This window comes from Kribbella sp. CWNU-51 (assembly GCF_054073265.1).
Genome location: NZ_JBSXMZ010000007.1, coordinates 231,516 through 246,334, shown reverse-complemented (window position 1 = coordinate 246,334; position 14,819 = coordinate 231,516). Strand labels below are relative to the sequence as shown.

Below are 14,819 nucleotides of genomic sequence, written 5' to 3'. Positions count from 1 at the left end.
GGGTCTCGAGGAGAGCTGGAGCCGGGTCAGACGTAGCGCTCGAGGATGCTCGACTCGGCCAGCCGGGACAGGCCCTCGCGGACGGTGCGGGCCCGGTTCTCGCCGACGCCCTCGACCGTCTGCAGGTCGTCGATGCTTGCCGCGAGCAACTTCTGCAGGTGTCCGAAGTGGTCGATCAGCCGGTCGATCACCGCACCGGGCAGGCGTGGCACCTTGGCCAGCAGCCGGTAGCCCCGCGGCGTGACCGCGGCGTCGAGCTGCTCGGCGCCGCCGAGCTGCAGGGCCCGGGCGACCTGGCCGATGTCGAGCAGGTCGGTCGGGCTGACCGCATCCAGCTCGAGCAGTACGTCGTCCGCCGTCTTGGGCTTGCGGCCCGTGGCCGGCGGCAGGTAGTCGCGGACGACCAGTTCACGTTCACCGGCGACCCCGGCGACGAGCTCGTTGAGCTGCAGGGTGAGCAACCGGCCGTCGGTGCCGAGCTCGACGACGTACCCGTCGATCTCGGTGGCGATCCGCCGGACCATCTCCAGCCGCTGCGCGACCGCGGCCACGTCGCGAACCGTGACCAGGTCCTCGATCTCCAGCGCGGACAGCGTGGCGGACACCTCGTCGAGGCGGAGCTTGTACCGCTCGAGCGTCGCGAGGGCCTGGTTGGCGCGGGACAGGATCGCGCCGGAGTCCTCGAGGACGTAGCGCTGGTCGTCGACGTACAGCGCGATGATGTGCATCGACTGCGACACCGAGATGACCGGGAACCCGGTCTGCCGCGCGACCCGATCGGCGGTGCGGTGCCGGGTGCCGGTCTCCTCGGTGTGGATCGACGGGTCGGGCATCAGGTGTACGGCGGCGCGGAGCAGCCGGCTCACGTCGCGGTCGAGGATGATCGCGCCGTCCATCTTGCTCAGCTCACGCAGTCCGGTCGCGGAGAACTCGACCTCGATCTCGAAGCCGCCGGTCGAGATCGAGTCGACGGTCTTGTCGTGGCCCAGGACGAGCAGGGCGCCGGTACGCCCGCGCAGGATCCGTTCCAGGCCTTCGCGCAGTTCGGTCCCGGGTGCCACCGCCGCGAGGGTCGCGCGCATCCGGGCGCCGGTGCTGTTCTTGTCGGAATTCGGAGCCACGGAACCTGAGTCTATGCGGTTAAGTGGGTGCGATGGAGCCGAAGTCCCCGGTGGGCGTCCGGTCGCGGGGTGCGCTGCCGGTCGCGGTTGCCCATGCGCGTGCAGCCGCTCGTGCATCCGGGCCGTGCAGTTCTGGTTTCCCGCGTGAATCAAGCCCTCGCGGCGACGGCGCCTGCCGCGTCAGGGGCAGCGGATGACCTGACCGGCATACGAGAGACCGCCGCCGAACCCGAACAACAGCACCGGCGCGCCGGACGGGATCTCGCGCTTCTCGACCAGTTTCGACAGCGCGATCGGGATGCTCGCGGCCGACGTGTTGCCGGACTCGACCACATCCTTGGCGACCACCGCGTTGACCGCGCCGAGCCGCTTGGCCAGTGGCTCGATGATGCGCAGGTTGGCCTGGTGCAGGACCACGCCGCCGAGCTCCTCGGGCTTCAGGCCGGCCTTCGCGCACACCTGCTGCGCGATCTCCGGCAGTTGCGTGGTGGCCCAGCGGAAGACGCTGAGTCCTTCCTGCTGGAACGGGCCGTCGCGGCCCTCGATCCGGACCGCGTCCGACATCTCCGGTACCGAGCCCCACACCACCGGACCGACCTCGGGCTCGTCGCTCGCGACCACTACGGCCGCGCCGGCGCCGTCGCCGATCAGCACGCAAGTGGTGCGGTCGGTCCAGTCCGTCCAGTCGCTCAGCTTCTCCACGCCGATGACCAGGGCCTTCGAAGCAGCGCCGGCCCGGATCGCCTGGTCGGCGGTCGCCAGCGCGTAGGTGAAGCCCGAGCACGCGGTGTTCAGGTCGATGGCGGCCGGGTTGCCGAGGCCGAGCCGTGCGGCGACCCGGGCCGCGATGTTCGGTGACCGGTCGATCGCCGTACAGGTCGCGACGACGACGTAGTCGATCTCGGAGCTGTCGATCCCGGCATTGGCGACGGCCTTGTCGGCGGCCCGCCACGCCATCTCGTCGACCGATTCGTCGGGTGCCGCGATGCGGCGCTCCCGGATCCCGACCCGGCTCTGGATCCACTCGTCGTTGGTCTCGACCATGGTGGCGAGCTCGGCGTTGGTGAGCACCCGCTCGGGCTGGTAGTGGCCGAGCGCGACAACTCTGGATCCGGTCATCTCGTGCTCCTGCGGTCATCCGGCGGGGGGTGCCGGCGGGTTCCCAGGTTCGCCACTGAACCCGGCGGGGCGCCCCCCAGAGTACGTTCCCCATCTACCCTGTGTAGATCCCCGTCTCACCCCACACCCGCAGTTCGGTGTGATCTCTCCGCAGGCATCGCGGCGTAAGGTGGTCCGGGGGGATGGGCAGACCTACGCCCGTTCCGTCGGCCACCGAGAACCGCACCTTCGGTAGGGACGGAGCCGGATGACATGACGGTGGACGTCCGGGGGTCGACCGCCGCCACCGTCGGGCGCATCAGGCGGCTCGACGACCGCGGGCGGGCCGCGGTACGCCGGGCCGTTCAGGTCACCGTCGCGGCCTGTCTGGGGTTCTACCCCTTGCAGTACGTCGTCGGGGACACGACGACGGCGGTGTACGCCCTCTTCACGGCGGTCGCACTCGGGGGGCTGTCGGACGTGCAGGGAGCACCGTCGACGCGGACACGGACCTACCTCGCCGCGATCGCCATCGGGGCCGTGCTCATCACTGCGGGAACCCTGGCGGCGGTGAGTACCGCGGTCGCCGCCGCGGGGATGCTCGTCGTCGGGTTCGTCGTGGCCTTCGCGGGAGTGGGCGGCCCTCGGGTCGCCGGGGTGGCCAACGGGTTGCAACTGTTCTACGTGCTGCCGTGCTTCCCGCCGTTCGCTCCGGACACCCTCGACCAGCGGCTCATCGGCCTGCTGGTGGGCGGCCTGTTACTCACACTCGCCGACCGGTTGGTCTGGCCCGCGGCCGCTCCACGACCACACAGTGAGCGGTTGCTCGAAGCGGCGGACGCCGTTGCCGCCTACGCGGCGGCGCTGCGACCGGTGCTGCAGCGCCCTGCGGCCGCCATCGGCCCGGAGCTCGCCGCCCGCCGGGCTGCACTCGACGCCGTGGCCCGGCTGCGGTTGTCGGACATCCCGCCGGCGCAACGGCCCCTCGGCCCGGGCATCCGCGACCGTGCGCTGCTCGCCGCCAGCGCCGCGACCCGTGTGACCGCGGGCCGCCTGGCCGACCTCGCCGACCTGCTGACCGACTCGCAGCGCACCAGGCATCCCGGTACCGCCGATCTCGTCGCCGCGTCCGGCGACGCTTTCGCCACCCTCGCCGCGGCGCTGCGAGCCGGCCGCCCGACCCCGATCGCCACCACCGGCCTCGACGGCGCGCTGGAGAGCTACGTCGCCGAGCGGGGCCGGCGCCTTGCGAACCAGGCGGGGGCTCCGGCGGACCTCCGGGCTGGGCTCGCGGGGATGGCCGTCGCCGAGAGCGCCCGCACTGCCGTGCTCGCCGGAGGCGGCCTCCTGAGGGCGCCGGCACCCGATCCCGCCACGACGCCGCAGGAGCTGTGGTTCCTGCACGCCCGGCCCGCGGAGCTGGTGTGGCAACGCGTCCGCGCGAATCTCACGCCGCGCTCGGTGTATCTGCAGAACGCGGTGCGCCTCGCCGTCGGTCTGGCCGTCGCCCGGGTCGTCGCCGGCGTGCTGGACCTCTCGCACGGCTTCTGGGTCCTGCTGGCGACCCTGAGTCTGATGCGCACGTCGGCGGTGGCGGACCGAGCCGTCTTTCTGCGCGGCTTCGTCGGAACGGTCGGCGGTGCGCTCGTCGCGGCCGGCCTGCTCGCCCTCGTCGGTCCCGATCACGACGTGTTGGCCTGGGCTTTGCCGCTGGTGATGATGCTGGGGTTCGCGGCAGGCCCCCTGTTCGGTGTCGCGGCCGGCCAGGCCTGCTTCACCGTCGTCGTTGCGTTGCTGTTCGCGCAGGTCGCACCGGCGAACTGGCGGTTGGCCGAAGTCAGGCTCGCTGACGTCGTCGTCGGCGGCCTCGTCGGCGCGCTCATCGGCGCGGCGGTGTGGCCTCGCGGAGGCGGCGGGGAGGTCCGGCGGGCAGCCGCGGCCGGCCTGGACGCGGGTGCGCGCGTCATCTGGGACACCATCACGCGGCTGACCCGTGGTGTCTCCTCGGGGACCCCGCCCGACCTCAACCGACAGGCGATGCTGTTCGACCAGGCGTACGTGCAGTTCCGCACCGAGCCGTCCGGCGACCCCGGCCCGGACTGGCTGATCGTGCTGTCGGTCGTGCACCGGCTTGCCGACTATGCGTCCGTGCTACAGGCCCGTCACACCGGCGGGCCGTATCCGCCGATCGACGCTGCAGGAGCCCTGGAGGCCGCGGCGGTTGAGGTCAGCACCGACTACGCGACCGCGGCCGCCGCCATCGCCGCAGGCGACTCTCCTCCCGCCGGCGCAGGCGCCTCCCTGACCCGACGGCTCGACGACTCCGGCGCCCCGACACCGTCCGGGGCGCAGGACGCGGCGCTGCGGATCGTCGACGGGTGGAGCTGGCTGCACGCGCTGGCCGACGACCTCGACCGGCTCGAGCGGGCGTTCGTCCCAGCGTCCGTCACAGCACCCCGCGCCCAGCGGTGAACGTCGCGACCGTCGACCCGCGTGGCCGGGAGGGTGGGGTGACGAAATCAGGCGAGGCCGGCGGCCATCAGGGCGGAGGGGAGGTCGGGGGCGGCGAAGACGCGCAGGCCGTACTTGGCCTGCATGTCCATCGGCTTCAGGTCCTTGCCGCGGTTGGGGACGTCGGCGGGAACGATCGCCTTGGTGAAGCCCAGCCGGGCGGCTTCGGCCAGGCGCTTCTCGAGGCCGCCGACCCGGCGGACCTCACCGGCCAGGCCGACCTCGCCGATCGCGATCAGGCCGGGATGGATCGGGCGGTCCATCACCGACGACGCGACCGCGATCGCGACGGCCAGGTCCGCGACCGGCTCGGTGATCTTCACGCCGCCGACGGTGGCGACGTACACCTCTTGATCGGTCAGCTTGAGGCCGGCCCGATTGCCGAGTACGGCGAGGACCATCGCGACCCGGGACGACTCCAGCCCCGACGTGGTCCGGCGCGGCTGGGGAGCGGCCGACGGGCCGACCAGCGCCTGGACCTCGGCCAGCAGCGGCCGGCGGCCCTCCATCATCACCGTCACGCACGTCCCGGCGACCGGCTCGGCGTGCTCGGAGACGAACAGCCCGGTCGGGTCCGACACCTCGACGATCCCGGTGTCGACCATGTCGAAGCACCCGACCTCGTCCGACGGCCCGAATCGGTTCTTGGTCGCCCGCACCATCCGGAACCCGGAGTGCCGGTCGCCGTCGAACGCGAGCACGACGTCGACCAGGTGCTCGAGCATCCGCGGCCCCGCGATCGCGCCGTCCTTGGTCACGTGCCCGACCAGTACGACGGCGATGTGCCGCTCCTTGGCCAGCCGCACCAGCGCACCGGTGACCTCGCGGACCTGCGTCACCCCACCGGGCGCGCCATCGACCTCCGGATGCGCCATGGTCTGCACCGAGTCGATCACCAGGAACGACGGATCCACGGCGTCGACCTGCCCGACCACCGCGCCCAGGTCGGTCTCGGCCGCGAGATACAGCTCGTCGACGAGCGCGTCGGTCCGCCCGGCGCGCAGCCGCACCTGGGCGGCCGACTCCTCACCCGAGACGTAGAGCGTGCGTTGACCGCGCCGGGCCGACTGCGCCGCGACCTCGAGCAACAGCGTCGACTTCCCGACGCCGGGCTCACCCGCGAGCAGGATCACCGCCCCTGGTACGACGCCGCCGCCGAGGACCCGGTCGAGCTCGGCGATGCCGGTCGGACGGGACTCGGCCTCGATCGCGGACACCTTGGCGATCGGCATCGCCGGCGACGACACCGGACCGGCCGTGATCCGGGCGGCCTTGGGCGCACCGACCTCGGCGACCGTGCCCCACGCCTGGCATTCACCGCACCGGCCGATCCAGCGGGCCGTCGTCCAGCCACACTCCGAACACGCGAACGACGTTGCCTTGCTCTTGGTCTGCCCCGCCGTCTTCGCCATGCCCAACAACCTAAGCGAAACCGCCGACAAATCCCGTCAACGGGCGAAGTGGTTGCGGATGCGCTTGAGGCTGCGAGTGAGCCAGCTGACGGCGACGCGGTGCCCGGCGTCTTCGGCGACCACCGGCGGGGCGGCGATCTCCCGTGCGGCCTCGAGATACCTCGCCAGGATCTCGCTCTCCGACGTCCGCAACAGCGCACTCTGCTCGAGCAACTCACGCGCGGAGCGCAGCCGGCCGGCCGCGACCTCTGCCGAGCCCAGGTGCTGAAGACACCGCGCGCGGCCTTCGCGTTCGTCGACCTCGGCGTAGAGGTGTTCGGCGTGCTGCCACCAGCGCTTCGCCTCGTGCGGACTGCGCTGCATCCACGCCGCCACGCCAGTGAGCTCGAGGGCATGCGCCTGACCGCTGATGTCGCCCGCGGCGGTCGCGCGGGCCACGGCCGGCCGAAGCTGATCCAGCGCGCCCTCCGGGTCCTGCTGATACAGCTGCACGATCGCGCGGTTGATGTAGATCGCGATCTCGGCGGCCAGGTCCGGACCCGGGCGGCTCAGCCGTGCGTCGTCCAACCGGTCCCGGGCGTTCAGTACGGCCTCGTCGCGGTCGTTGCCCGCTGGCGCCAATTCAGCTCGGGCCAGGTGGAGGAGTGCCCGCTCGACCTGTCTACGAGTCGTCAGAGCGGCCGCGGTCCGAGTGTGCGTCGCGACGTTGTCCGAGACGCCCAGCCGGGTGCTCGCCGCTTCCAGATCGCCCATCAGCCGGTACGCCGTTGCCGCGCGGGCGGCGGCGAGTTCGGCCAGGTCGCGGCGCCCACATGCGTCCGCGACAGCGCTCAGAAACTCACTCAACTCCAGCAATGCACCCGGCTCTGAGCGGCGGAGGTACCAGACCTCGAGCGCGTCACAGATCCGGGCCAGGTCATCGGCCGTCTCGTCGCGCGGCTTCTCCGTGAGCAGTACCTCGCGCAGTTGCGGTTCGTTCATCGAGTACCACTCGGCCGCCGCCATCCCGCCGGCATCGGACCCGAGTGCGATCATCCACTGCTCGGCCTCTTCGGCCGCCGCATGAAGCTCGGGCGCGGCGATCGGCGCCTGAACGCCGTACCGCCGGCGTCGATAGGCCTGGAGTGCGGCCGGCGCGTTGTAGATCGCCCAGATCAGCAAGAGGATGACGGCCACGGCGACGCCGACGATGCGCACCCAGCCGGTCGCACTGAAGCTCTGCGACCAGCCGTCGGTCAGGAGTCCGGTCAGCAGGCCGGATGCGAGTCCACTGATCCCGAAGACGCGTCCGCGTCGTCCCGTCCGCGGCGGTTTCTCCTCCGAAGAAGGCCCGCGCTCCACGTCAGCCTTCATGGCCTGCTCCCAGCGGTCAGCCCGCGCACCACGGTCTGCCAGAACGACAGCATCAGCACAGCCGGCACGACGGACGCGACCACAGCCGCAGCGGCCACGGTTCCACTCGACGCCGAGAACTGCCGCGCCTCACCCCACAACACCAGCGACAACGGCGTCGTACCCGGGCCACTGATCAGGAAGCCGACGATGAAGTCGTTCCACACCAGTGCAAACTCGAGCACCGCGACAGCAACCAGTGCGGGCCGATACGTCCGCTGCACAGTCGCGAGTACGGCGCTCTGCCGCGCGGGACCCTGGAGTGCCTCAGACACCAACGCTGGTGGAGCCGATGCGAAAGCAGACCGCAGCAACAGCACAGCGAACGGCAGACCGGCGGCCGCATGCACAAGCGCCAGTGCGATCCGCGATCCCGCTAACCCAGCACCACCGATCGCATCCCGCAGCGGAGCGGCATACATCTGCACAGGAGTCACTGCCAGCACTACAAAGGCAGACGTCACCGCCCGGCCCAGCCACTGCGGCAAACCGCCCCATGCGACCAGATAAGCCGTCGGTACGGCGATCACCAGCAGGACAACCGTGGCTGCACCGGCGATGAGCACTGTGGATAGCAGAGCCCGGAACAGCCCGATATTCGCAGCCGCCGCGAACGATGAGAACCCCAGTCCCGACAGGGGCCACCAACCTCGCAGCCCGGCCTCCCGCGGTGAGTGCAGCGCAGTTGCGACGAGCACCACCGCGGGGAAGATCCACACCAGGCTCACTGCGAACCCGACCGTCCACCCGGTCCGGCGTACCCGCTTGCTCGGCTTCGGCCGACCCAGTGACGGGTCGGGCGGCGCGACCGTGACGGGCATGGCCCAGCGACGCCGTCGCAGTCCACGGACGCCGATCACGCCGACCGCGGCCACGATGGCGAACAGCACTACACCGAGGGCCGCCGTACGTCCGGAGTCGTCGCCAGTCGTGGTCGCACGCCACCAGTTCAGGCCGAGCACATCCGCGGACCGCTGCATCGAACCCGGTACGACGATCAGCACCAGGTCGAACACCCGGACTGCCGCGATCACCAGGGTCAGCGTGACCACACCGGTGATCGGCCGCAGCATCGGGATCTCCAGCGCCCGGAGCCGCCGCCACCCCGTCACTCCTTCGGCAGCGATGGTTCGGGTCACGTCGTCGGGGATTGCGTCCAGACCGGCGCGGAACAGCGACACGACGTACCCGAGCCAGGTCCAGCCGAAGGCGGACACCAGCACGAGCCAGAACAGACCAGGGCCCAGCCACACCGGACTCGACCCGAACAGTCGCGTCCAGACCGCTGTCACGGTCCCACGCTCCGGCGTCGGGTCGAAGATCAGCCGGAACGTCGCACCGGACACCAGCACCGACACCGCGAACGGGATCACCAGTGCAGGCTGCAGGAACGACGTCAGTGCGGGCAGCCGATAACTCAACAGGGCAAGGAAGAACCCGACCGCGACGAGTCCGAAGGCGACCAGCACCCAGAGCAGACTGTTGCCCACAGCACGCAATGCGCCGGGGTCGCCCATCACCGCGAAGTTGCCGAAACCGAGGCCGCCCGGCGTCCGGAACGCCGCGGCCACCGTCACCCCGATCGGAATCAGCAGGAGACAGCTCAGCAGGAGCGCCGGCAAGCCCAGCAGGTACGGTCCGGCCGGCCGGCGCGGCTTTCCCGGTACCGGCCGTCCGCTCACCTCCCGGCCGACGACCTCGAGCGACAGGCCGTTCGTCTGCAGGCCCATCAGCCCTCCACCTCGCGCAGTTCGCTCATGGCCGCGTCGACAGCCTCGGGTACGACGGCAGCCCCGCGGCCACCGATCTGGGTCAGGAAGTCGGTGAGGACACGCCACAGTCCGTTGATGTCACCGAGCCGTCCAAGCAGGTCGGACAGGTCGAACTGCAATTGCTCGCCCGGTCGGGTCAGCTGTTCGGCCAGCCGGGTGAGCTCGGGGGAGTAGCCCGACACCTGTCCGTCGACCAGGAACCCGCCCTCCTTGATCCACGGATCCGCGGCGGTTGGAGCGGCCAGCCGCCGGACCAGATCGCGTGCGTCCTCGGTGGTCGGCTTCGGCAACACCATGACGTCCCCACCGACAACCACGGGCGCGGCCGCGCCGGGTTCCAGGGGTGGGAAGGTGAAGACACCGATGTCGTCCGGGTCTGCGGCAAACGACCGTACGACCGGCTCGGCGAAGTCGGATGCGAGCACCATGGCTGCTCTGCGGTGTCCGAATACTTCCACGACGGCATCTGGGAACTGCTGGACGAGCGAGCGCTTCACTCCACCGGCCAGCGCACCAGGAGCCGACCACATCGTCCCCAACAACCGCAGTGCAGCGGCGAACTGCGGCTGCCGGGACGGACGTGGATCAGCAGCCGTCGCAAGTCCTGCATAGACAGCCGGCGCTATGCCCAGCAGCACGTTCTCCAAGAAGTCGGTCAGCACCCAGCCATCACCAGCAGCCAACGACAACGGCGTGACCCCGGCCTGCGTCAAGGTCCGGTTGAGATCCAGCCAGTCCGCCCACAGCCGTGGAGGCTTTACGCCGACCTGCTGGAACACCGAAGGCCGATACCAGACCGCCGACTTGTGCGCTGTCTTGAAAGGCACGCCGTACGTCGTCCCGTCGTGCACCAACAGGTCTTTCCACAGGCGGGCCTGGCCGAGCTCGGCCAGGTCATCGGGGATCGGGTCGAGATCGCGGAGATGACGGGGGACCAGACCGGGTTGCGGCAGCATCACGATGTCCGGTCGGCGCGTGGACCGGGCGCCGAACGCCGTGGAGATGTCGTCGCCGAGCGGTACGACCTCCACGGGGTAGTCCAGCCGGCCGAGACCGTCGAGCACCTTGTGGAAGGCACGTAGCTCCTGACCGCTCCAGCTCACGGCGACCCGTACGCTACGGCGCAGTCCGAGCACATCGCTCGAACAGCCCGCGACCACTAGCGTGGCGGCGGCTCCCAGGAACGCTCGGCGACTACTCCGCATCCAGGAAACCCGCCGTACGCGCTGGACTGGTTGTGATGAGCAGGATCGCCGCGGACGAGAGGTCCGGGTTGTGTTCGATGCGCAGTAGGGATCCCCAGGTTGGTAGGCCGTTCGCGTCCTCCAGCAGGATCACTCGCGGATAGGCGCCGAGTGCTCGGGCCACACCGGCCAGCCGGCGACGGCCTGGGGTGATCTCGTGCGGGTAGCGGTCCAGCACGTCCGCGAGACCGCACCGGCCGGCTTTGACCAGACTCTGTTCCTTCGCGGCCTGCTTGGTGACTGGATGCGCGACCGTGTGCCCGTGGATCACGTTGTCGAGGACAGTCAGGTGCGGAAGCAGTCCACCCTCGGCGGGCACCAGCCGGACCGCGCCGCCGATCTTCACCACCGCGCCGTCCGGCGGATCCTCGGCGCCGGTCACCAGGTCGGCCAGCCGACGGCGGTCCACCGCGGCGGGTATCACCACGGCTCGCTGCTGACCTACGTCGATCCGAAGTCGATCCGGCAACCCCGGCACGCGGTCGAGCAGCAGTCCGTCCATCCCTGGCTGGCGCCTCCCCAGAAGACCCGTCGAGTGGTTCGTCAACCCTATGGGCCCCGCAGGTCCGCCCGCAGCCGGTCCCGGGTGTCGTTTCAGAAGACGTTCAGAAGGTCTTGCTCCAGAGGTTGATCGCGTAGTCGACCTCGACCCCGGAGTGGGACGCGATGATCCGGTCCGCGTCGGCCGGCTTGAACTCGATCCGGACCACCGCCTCGAGGTCCTCCCGCCGCTCGAACCGCCAGCCCATGTCCAGCGGCGTCCGCGTCCACCCGCGCTCGGTGAAAAACTTCTCCACGACCGCCGGCTTGATCATCGGGTACGCCGCGCCGAACCAGCCACCGAACGTCGAGCGGCTCGCGTCGTTGTCGATCACGAACGCGGTCCCGCCCCGCCGCATCACCCGGTCCAGTTCGGCCAGCCCGGGCTCACACCCCGGCCCGAAGAAGTACGCCCAGCGCGCGTGCATCACGGCGATCGAGGAGTCCGGCACGGGCAACCGCTGCGCAGTACCCTGCCGCACCTCGACGTTGGGCAATCCGCGCGTACGACGCCTGGCCGCGTCGGCCAGCGCACCATGCGGCTCGACCCCGACCACCCGGGCCGCGGTCTCCGCGAACCGGGGCAGATGGAAGCCGGTCCCGCAGCCGATGTCGAGCACCGTCAGTCCGGCCCAGTCCCGGATCGCCCGCATGGCCGGCTCGATCACGCCGTCCGGATCCACCGCCCGGTTCTCGACCTCGTACACCTTCGGGTGCTGCCAGATGTTGGGACTCGGGATCCCGCCCTCCGCAATGCTCACAGCGCTAGACCTTAGTTGCCGCCGGCAGCGGCCTGGTCGTGGCGGCGGCGAGGAGGGCGATGGGGATGAGCAACAGGCCGCAGAGGATGGCGAGCCAGTGGAAGCCGAAGTGGGCGAGGATCGGGCCGGCGGCGATACCGGCGATGGAGGCGAGTGCGCCCATCATCAGGTCGGACAGGCCTTGGGCCGAGGTGCGGATGTCTGCTGGCACGGAGCGGGAGAGCAGGGTGGATCCCGCGACCAGGCAGGCCGACCAACCGAGCCCTAGTAGACCCAGGGCGGCAGCGGTCAGGCCATGTGCGCCGTCGGAAGCCAGTGCGGCGATCGTCATGGCCATGGCGAGGATTGCCAGGCCGATGCCGATAGTGGGGATCCGGCCGAGGCGGTCCGCCAGCCAGCCCATGACTGGAGACAGGGCGTACATGCCGGCCACGTGACCGCTGATGACCAAGCCGACGATGGTCAGCGAGGCTCCGTGGTGCCTGAGGTGGACGGACGTCATCGACATGACCCCGACCATGACCGCGTGAGCGACCGCGATCGAGAGCAGTCCGAGGCGGGCATGAGGGATCGCCATCACCCGCCGGAAGGTGGGCGCCAGCGGCTGCCGCTCCAGTTTGTCCTGGGGTGTGGATCGGTGCAGCCGACGCAGTCCGAACCACACCGTGGTCAGACTGAGCCCGAAGGCGACGACGGAGAAGACGTACGGACCGGCAAGAGCCATGATTCCGATCGACGTGCCTACCGAGCCGCCGACACCGGTCAGGTTGGGTCCGACGACCACACCGATCGTGGTGGCCCAGACGACCAGCGACAGCGACCGGGCGACGCGTGTCGGGTCGGCTGCGTCGGTAGCGGCGTACCGGGACTGCAGGTTGGACGCCGAACCGCTGCCGAACAGGCAGCCGGCGACCAGGAGCAGTGCGAGCGAGTCCACCTGTGCGGCGACGATGCTGAGCACCGCACCGGTCGTGGCCATCAGGTAACCGACTGTCAACGAGACCCGTCGGCCACGCGACCGCGCGAGCCGAGCCAGGGGTACGGCGAGGATCGCGGCGCCCAGTGTGGTCGACGTGGCGACCAGTCCGGCCATCGAGGTCGAGCCGGAGATGTTCTCGGCCAGCAATCCAGCAACCGCGAACCCGCTCGCCACCGCGACGCCACCGAGCACATTGCTCGCCACCAGCACCCGCAAGGTCGTCCGCTGCAGCTCGGCGGGTCTCTGGTCGACTGTCACCGGCTCACCTTCTCATCAACCTGATGGGGAAGCAGCTCGATTTGGTGTGTTCGGCGATGCTCTCAGTAGCCGGGTTACACGCATTTCCGAACGTGGACGTGCGCCGATCCGCGCTTATAGGATTGTCCTGACGTAATTCGACCCTGCTTTGGAGTCCGGATGCCTGACATCGCGATCGTCCCTGCCCCGCGTGAACTCACTGTCGAGGAGGGCCAGTGGATCAGTGCGGATCCCGGCGCCGAGGCGATCCGGGACGTGGTCGAGAACCTCGGTGAGACCGAGTACCGCATCGAGGTGACCGCGGACGGCGCCCGGCTGTCGGCCGGCTCCGAGGACGCGCTCCGGCACGCGGAATCGACGTACGCGCAGCTGCTGGATGCCGCCGAGCCGGCCGAGGACGGCAAGGTCGCGGTGCCGGCGGTGCGGATCGCGGACGCGCCGAGGTTCGCCTGGCGCGGAATGATGCTCGACGTCGCCCGGCACTTCATGCCGAAGGACTTCGTGCTCAAGGTCATCGACGTGCTCGCCCTGCACCGGCTGAACACGCTGCACTTCCACCTCACCGACGACCAGGGCTGGCGGGTCGAGATCGAGGCCTACCCGCGGCTCACCGAGATCGGTGCCTGGCGCGACGAGACCATGGTCGGCAAGATGTCCCGCGGCCAGAAGGAGTTCGAGTACGACGGCAAGCGGCACGGCGGCTTCTACACCAAGGACGACCTGCGCGAGATCGTCGCGTACGCCGCCGAGCGCGGGATCACCGTGGTCCCGGAGATCGACCTGCCGGGTCACATGCAGGCCGCGATCACGGCGTACCCGGAGCTCGGCAACAACCCGGACACCCAGCTGAGCGTCCGTCAGTACTGGGGTATCAGCGAAGACGTGCTGAACGTGAACGACGAGACCGTCGAGTTCGTCCGGACCGTGCTGCGCGAGGTGCTGGAGATCTTCCCCAGCCCGTACATCCACCTCGGCGGTGACGAGTGCCCGTCGGTGCAGTGGCGTGACTCGGAGGTGGCCCAGAAGCGGCAGGCCGAGCTCGGGCTGACTGAACCGGGGCAGCTGCAGGGCTGGTTCACCGAGCAGGTCGCGTCGGTGCTGGCCGAGGAGGGCCGCCGGCTGGTCGGCTGGGACGAGATGGTCGAGACCGACTGCCCGAAGGATGCCGTGATCATGGCCTGGCGCAGCGCCAACCGCGGCGAGGTCGCCGTGAAGGCCGGTCACCAGACCGTGATGGCGCCGTGCGAGTCGGTGTACTTCGACTACTACCAGGGCGACCCGGCCACCGAGCCGCTGGCGATCGGCAACTTCATCCCGCTGGAGAAGGTCTACGACTTCGAGGTGATCCCGCCGTCGCTCACCGAGGAGGAGGCGGGGCTGATCGTCGGCACCCAGTGCCAGATCTGGACCGAGTACATGCCGGACGAGCAGCAGGTCGGCTACATGCTGCTGCCGCGGCTGTCCGCCTTCGCCGAGCGCGCCTGGGGTTCGCCCAGGACGTCGTACGACGAATTCCTCACCCGCCTGCGCCCCCACCTGACCCGCATCGAAAAGATCGGCGTCAACTACCGCCCCCTCGACTAACCGCACCCACCCTCCTTATCGACTTTGGGCACCGGCCAACCATTTTCAGCGCGGGAAAGTGGTTGAGGGGTGCTCAAGGTCGGGGGGTAGACGGGCTGGGGTCCGGCGGCGACGATGGGGTGCCGGGACCAGGTCGGGAGCGGAGGG

At 70.1% G+C, this 14,819-nt stretch carries 11 protein-coding genes; 2 read left to right on the top strand and 9 right to left on the bottom strand.

Annotated elements, in window-relative coordinates; genetic code table 11:
- Window positions 1–26: 26 nt before the first annotated feature.
- Together disA and ACXC9Q_RS09535 are read right to left on the bottom strand one after the other, a co-directional pair.
- Window positions 27–1,082, bottom strand: coding sequence for a DNA integrity scanning diadenylate cyclase DisA (gene disA / locus ACXC9Q_RS09540; RefSeq protein ID WP_328526919.1), 1,056 nt, complete (start codon window positions 1,080–1,082; stop codon window positions 27–29).
- Window positions 1,083–1,301: 219 nt separating this feature from the next.
- Entirely contained in the window at window positions 1,302–2,240 is a 939-nt protein-coding gene (locus ACXC9Q_RS09535) for a beta-ketoacyl-ACP synthase III (RefSeq protein ID WP_457056120.1), read from the bottom strand.
- A gap of 252 nt (window positions 2,241–2,492) precedes the next feature.
- On the opposite strand from ACXC9Q_RS09535, the gene ACXC9Q_RS09530 reads away from it, so the two are divergent.
- Window positions 2,493–4,691 carry an FUSC family protein gene (locus ACXC9Q_RS09530; RefSeq protein ID WP_457056119.1) on the top strand — a complete coding sequence of 733 codons (2,199 nt, stop codon included), beginning with the start codon at window positions 2,493–2,495 and terminating at the stop codon, window positions 4,689–4,691.
- A gap of 47 nt (window positions 4,692–4,738) precedes the next feature.
- Here the strand turns inward: ACXC9Q_RS09530 and radA are convergent, their stop codons facing one another.
- From radA to ACXC9Q_RS09495, 7 genes are all read right to left on the bottom strand, one after another.
- Window positions 4,739–6,142, bottom strand: coding sequence for a DNA repair protein RadA (gene radA, locus ACXC9Q_RS09525; protein ID WP_329482422.1), 1,404 nt, complete (start codon window positions 6,140–6,142; stop codon window positions 4,739–4,741).
- Window positions 6,143–6,178: 36 nt separating this feature from the next.
- Window positions 6,179–7,495 carry a hypothetical protein gene (locus ACXC9Q_RS09520; RefSeq protein WP_457056118.1) on the bottom strand — a complete coding sequence of 439 codons (1,317 nt, stop codon included), beginning with the start codon at window positions 7,493–7,495 and terminating at the stop codon, window positions 6,179–6,181.
- Entirely contained in the window at window positions 7,492–9,264 is a 1,773-nt protein-coding gene (locus ACXC9Q_RS09515) for an ABC transporter permease subunit (RefSeq protein WP_457056117.1), read from the bottom strand. The genes ACXC9Q_RS09520 and ACXC9Q_RS09515 overlap by 4 nt, the downstream gene beginning before the upstream one ends.
- Window positions 9,264–10,409: an ABC transporter substrate-binding protein gene (locus ACXC9Q_RS09510; protein WP_457056116.1), complete on the bottom strand. Its 1,146-nt coding sequence runs from the start codon at window positions 10,407–10,409 to the stop codon at window positions 9,264–9,266. The genes ACXC9Q_RS09515 and ACXC9Q_RS09510 overlap by 1 nt, the downstream gene beginning before the upstream one ends.
- A gap of 91 nt (window positions 10,410–10,500) precedes the next feature.
- Complete coding sequence (locus tag ACXC9Q_RS09505) at window positions 10,501–11,052, bottom strand: hypothetical protein (RefSeq protein WP_457056115.1); 552 nt, start codon at window positions 11,050–11,052, stop codon at window positions 10,501–10,503.
- Window positions 11,053–11,155: 103 nt separating this feature from the next.
- Window positions 11,156–11,851, bottom strand: a complete 696-nt coding sequence (locus ACXC9Q_RS09500) for a class I SAM-dependent methyltransferase (protein WP_457056114.1) — start codon at window positions 11,849–11,851, stop codon at window positions 11,156–11,158.
- Between the two features lie 4 nt (window positions 11,852–11,855).
- Window positions 11,856–13,088 (bottom strand): MFS transporter, encoded by a 1,233-nt coding sequence (locus ACXC9Q_RS09495; protein ID WP_457056113.1) that lies wholly within the window; start codon window positions 13,086–13,088, stop codon window positions 11,856–11,858.
- Between the two features lie 159 nt (window positions 13,089–13,247).
- Here ACXC9Q_RS09495 and ACXC9Q_RS09490 point away from each other — a divergent pair, with 159 nt between their 5' ends.
- The gene (locus ACXC9Q_RS09490; protein ID WP_457056112.1) at window positions 13,248–14,672 is read left to right on the top strand and encodes a beta-N-acetylhexosaminidase; all 1,425 of its coding nucleotides are present in this window, start codon (window positions 13,248–13,250) and stop codon (window positions 14,670–14,672) included.
- Window positions 14,673–14,819: the final 147 nt, after the last annotated feature.

What these genes read in the sequence shown, in the direction of transcription:
- disA (WP_328526919.1), bottom strand. Translation starts at nt 1,082, where the DNA reads ATGCGCGCGACCCTCGCGGCGGTGGCACCCGGGACCGAACTGCGCGAA.
- ACXC9Q_RS09535 (WP_457056120.1), bottom strand. Translation starts at nt 2,240, where the DNA reads ATGACCGGATCCAGAGTTGTCGCGCTCGGCCACTACCAGCCCGAGCGG.
- ACXC9Q_RS09530 (WP_457056119.1), top strand. Translation starts at nt 2,493, where the DNA reads ATGACGGTGGACGTCCGGGGGTCGACCGCCGCCACCGTCGGGCGCATC.
- radA (WP_329482422.1), bottom strand. Translation starts at nt 6,142, where the DNA reads ATGGCGAAGACGGCGGGGCAGACCAAGAGCAAGGCAACGTCGTTCGCG.
- ACXC9Q_RS09520 (WP_457056118.1), bottom strand. Translation starts at nt 7,495, where the DNA reads ATGAAGGCTGACGTGGAGCGCGGGCCTTCTTCGGAGGAGAAACCGCCG.
- ACXC9Q_RS09515 (WP_457056117.1), bottom strand. Translation starts at nt 9,264, where the DNA reads ATGGGCCTGCAGACGAACGGCCTGTCGCTCGAGGTCGTCGGCCGGGAG.
- ACXC9Q_RS09505 (WP_457056115.1), bottom strand. Translation starts at nt 11,052, where the DNA reads ATGGACGGACTGCTGCTCGACCGCGTGCCGGGGTTGCCGGATCGACTT.
- ACXC9Q_RS09490 (WP_457056112.1), top strand. Translation starts at nt 13,248, where the DNA reads ATGCCTGACATCGCGATCGTCCCTGCCCCGCGTGAACTCACTGTCGAG.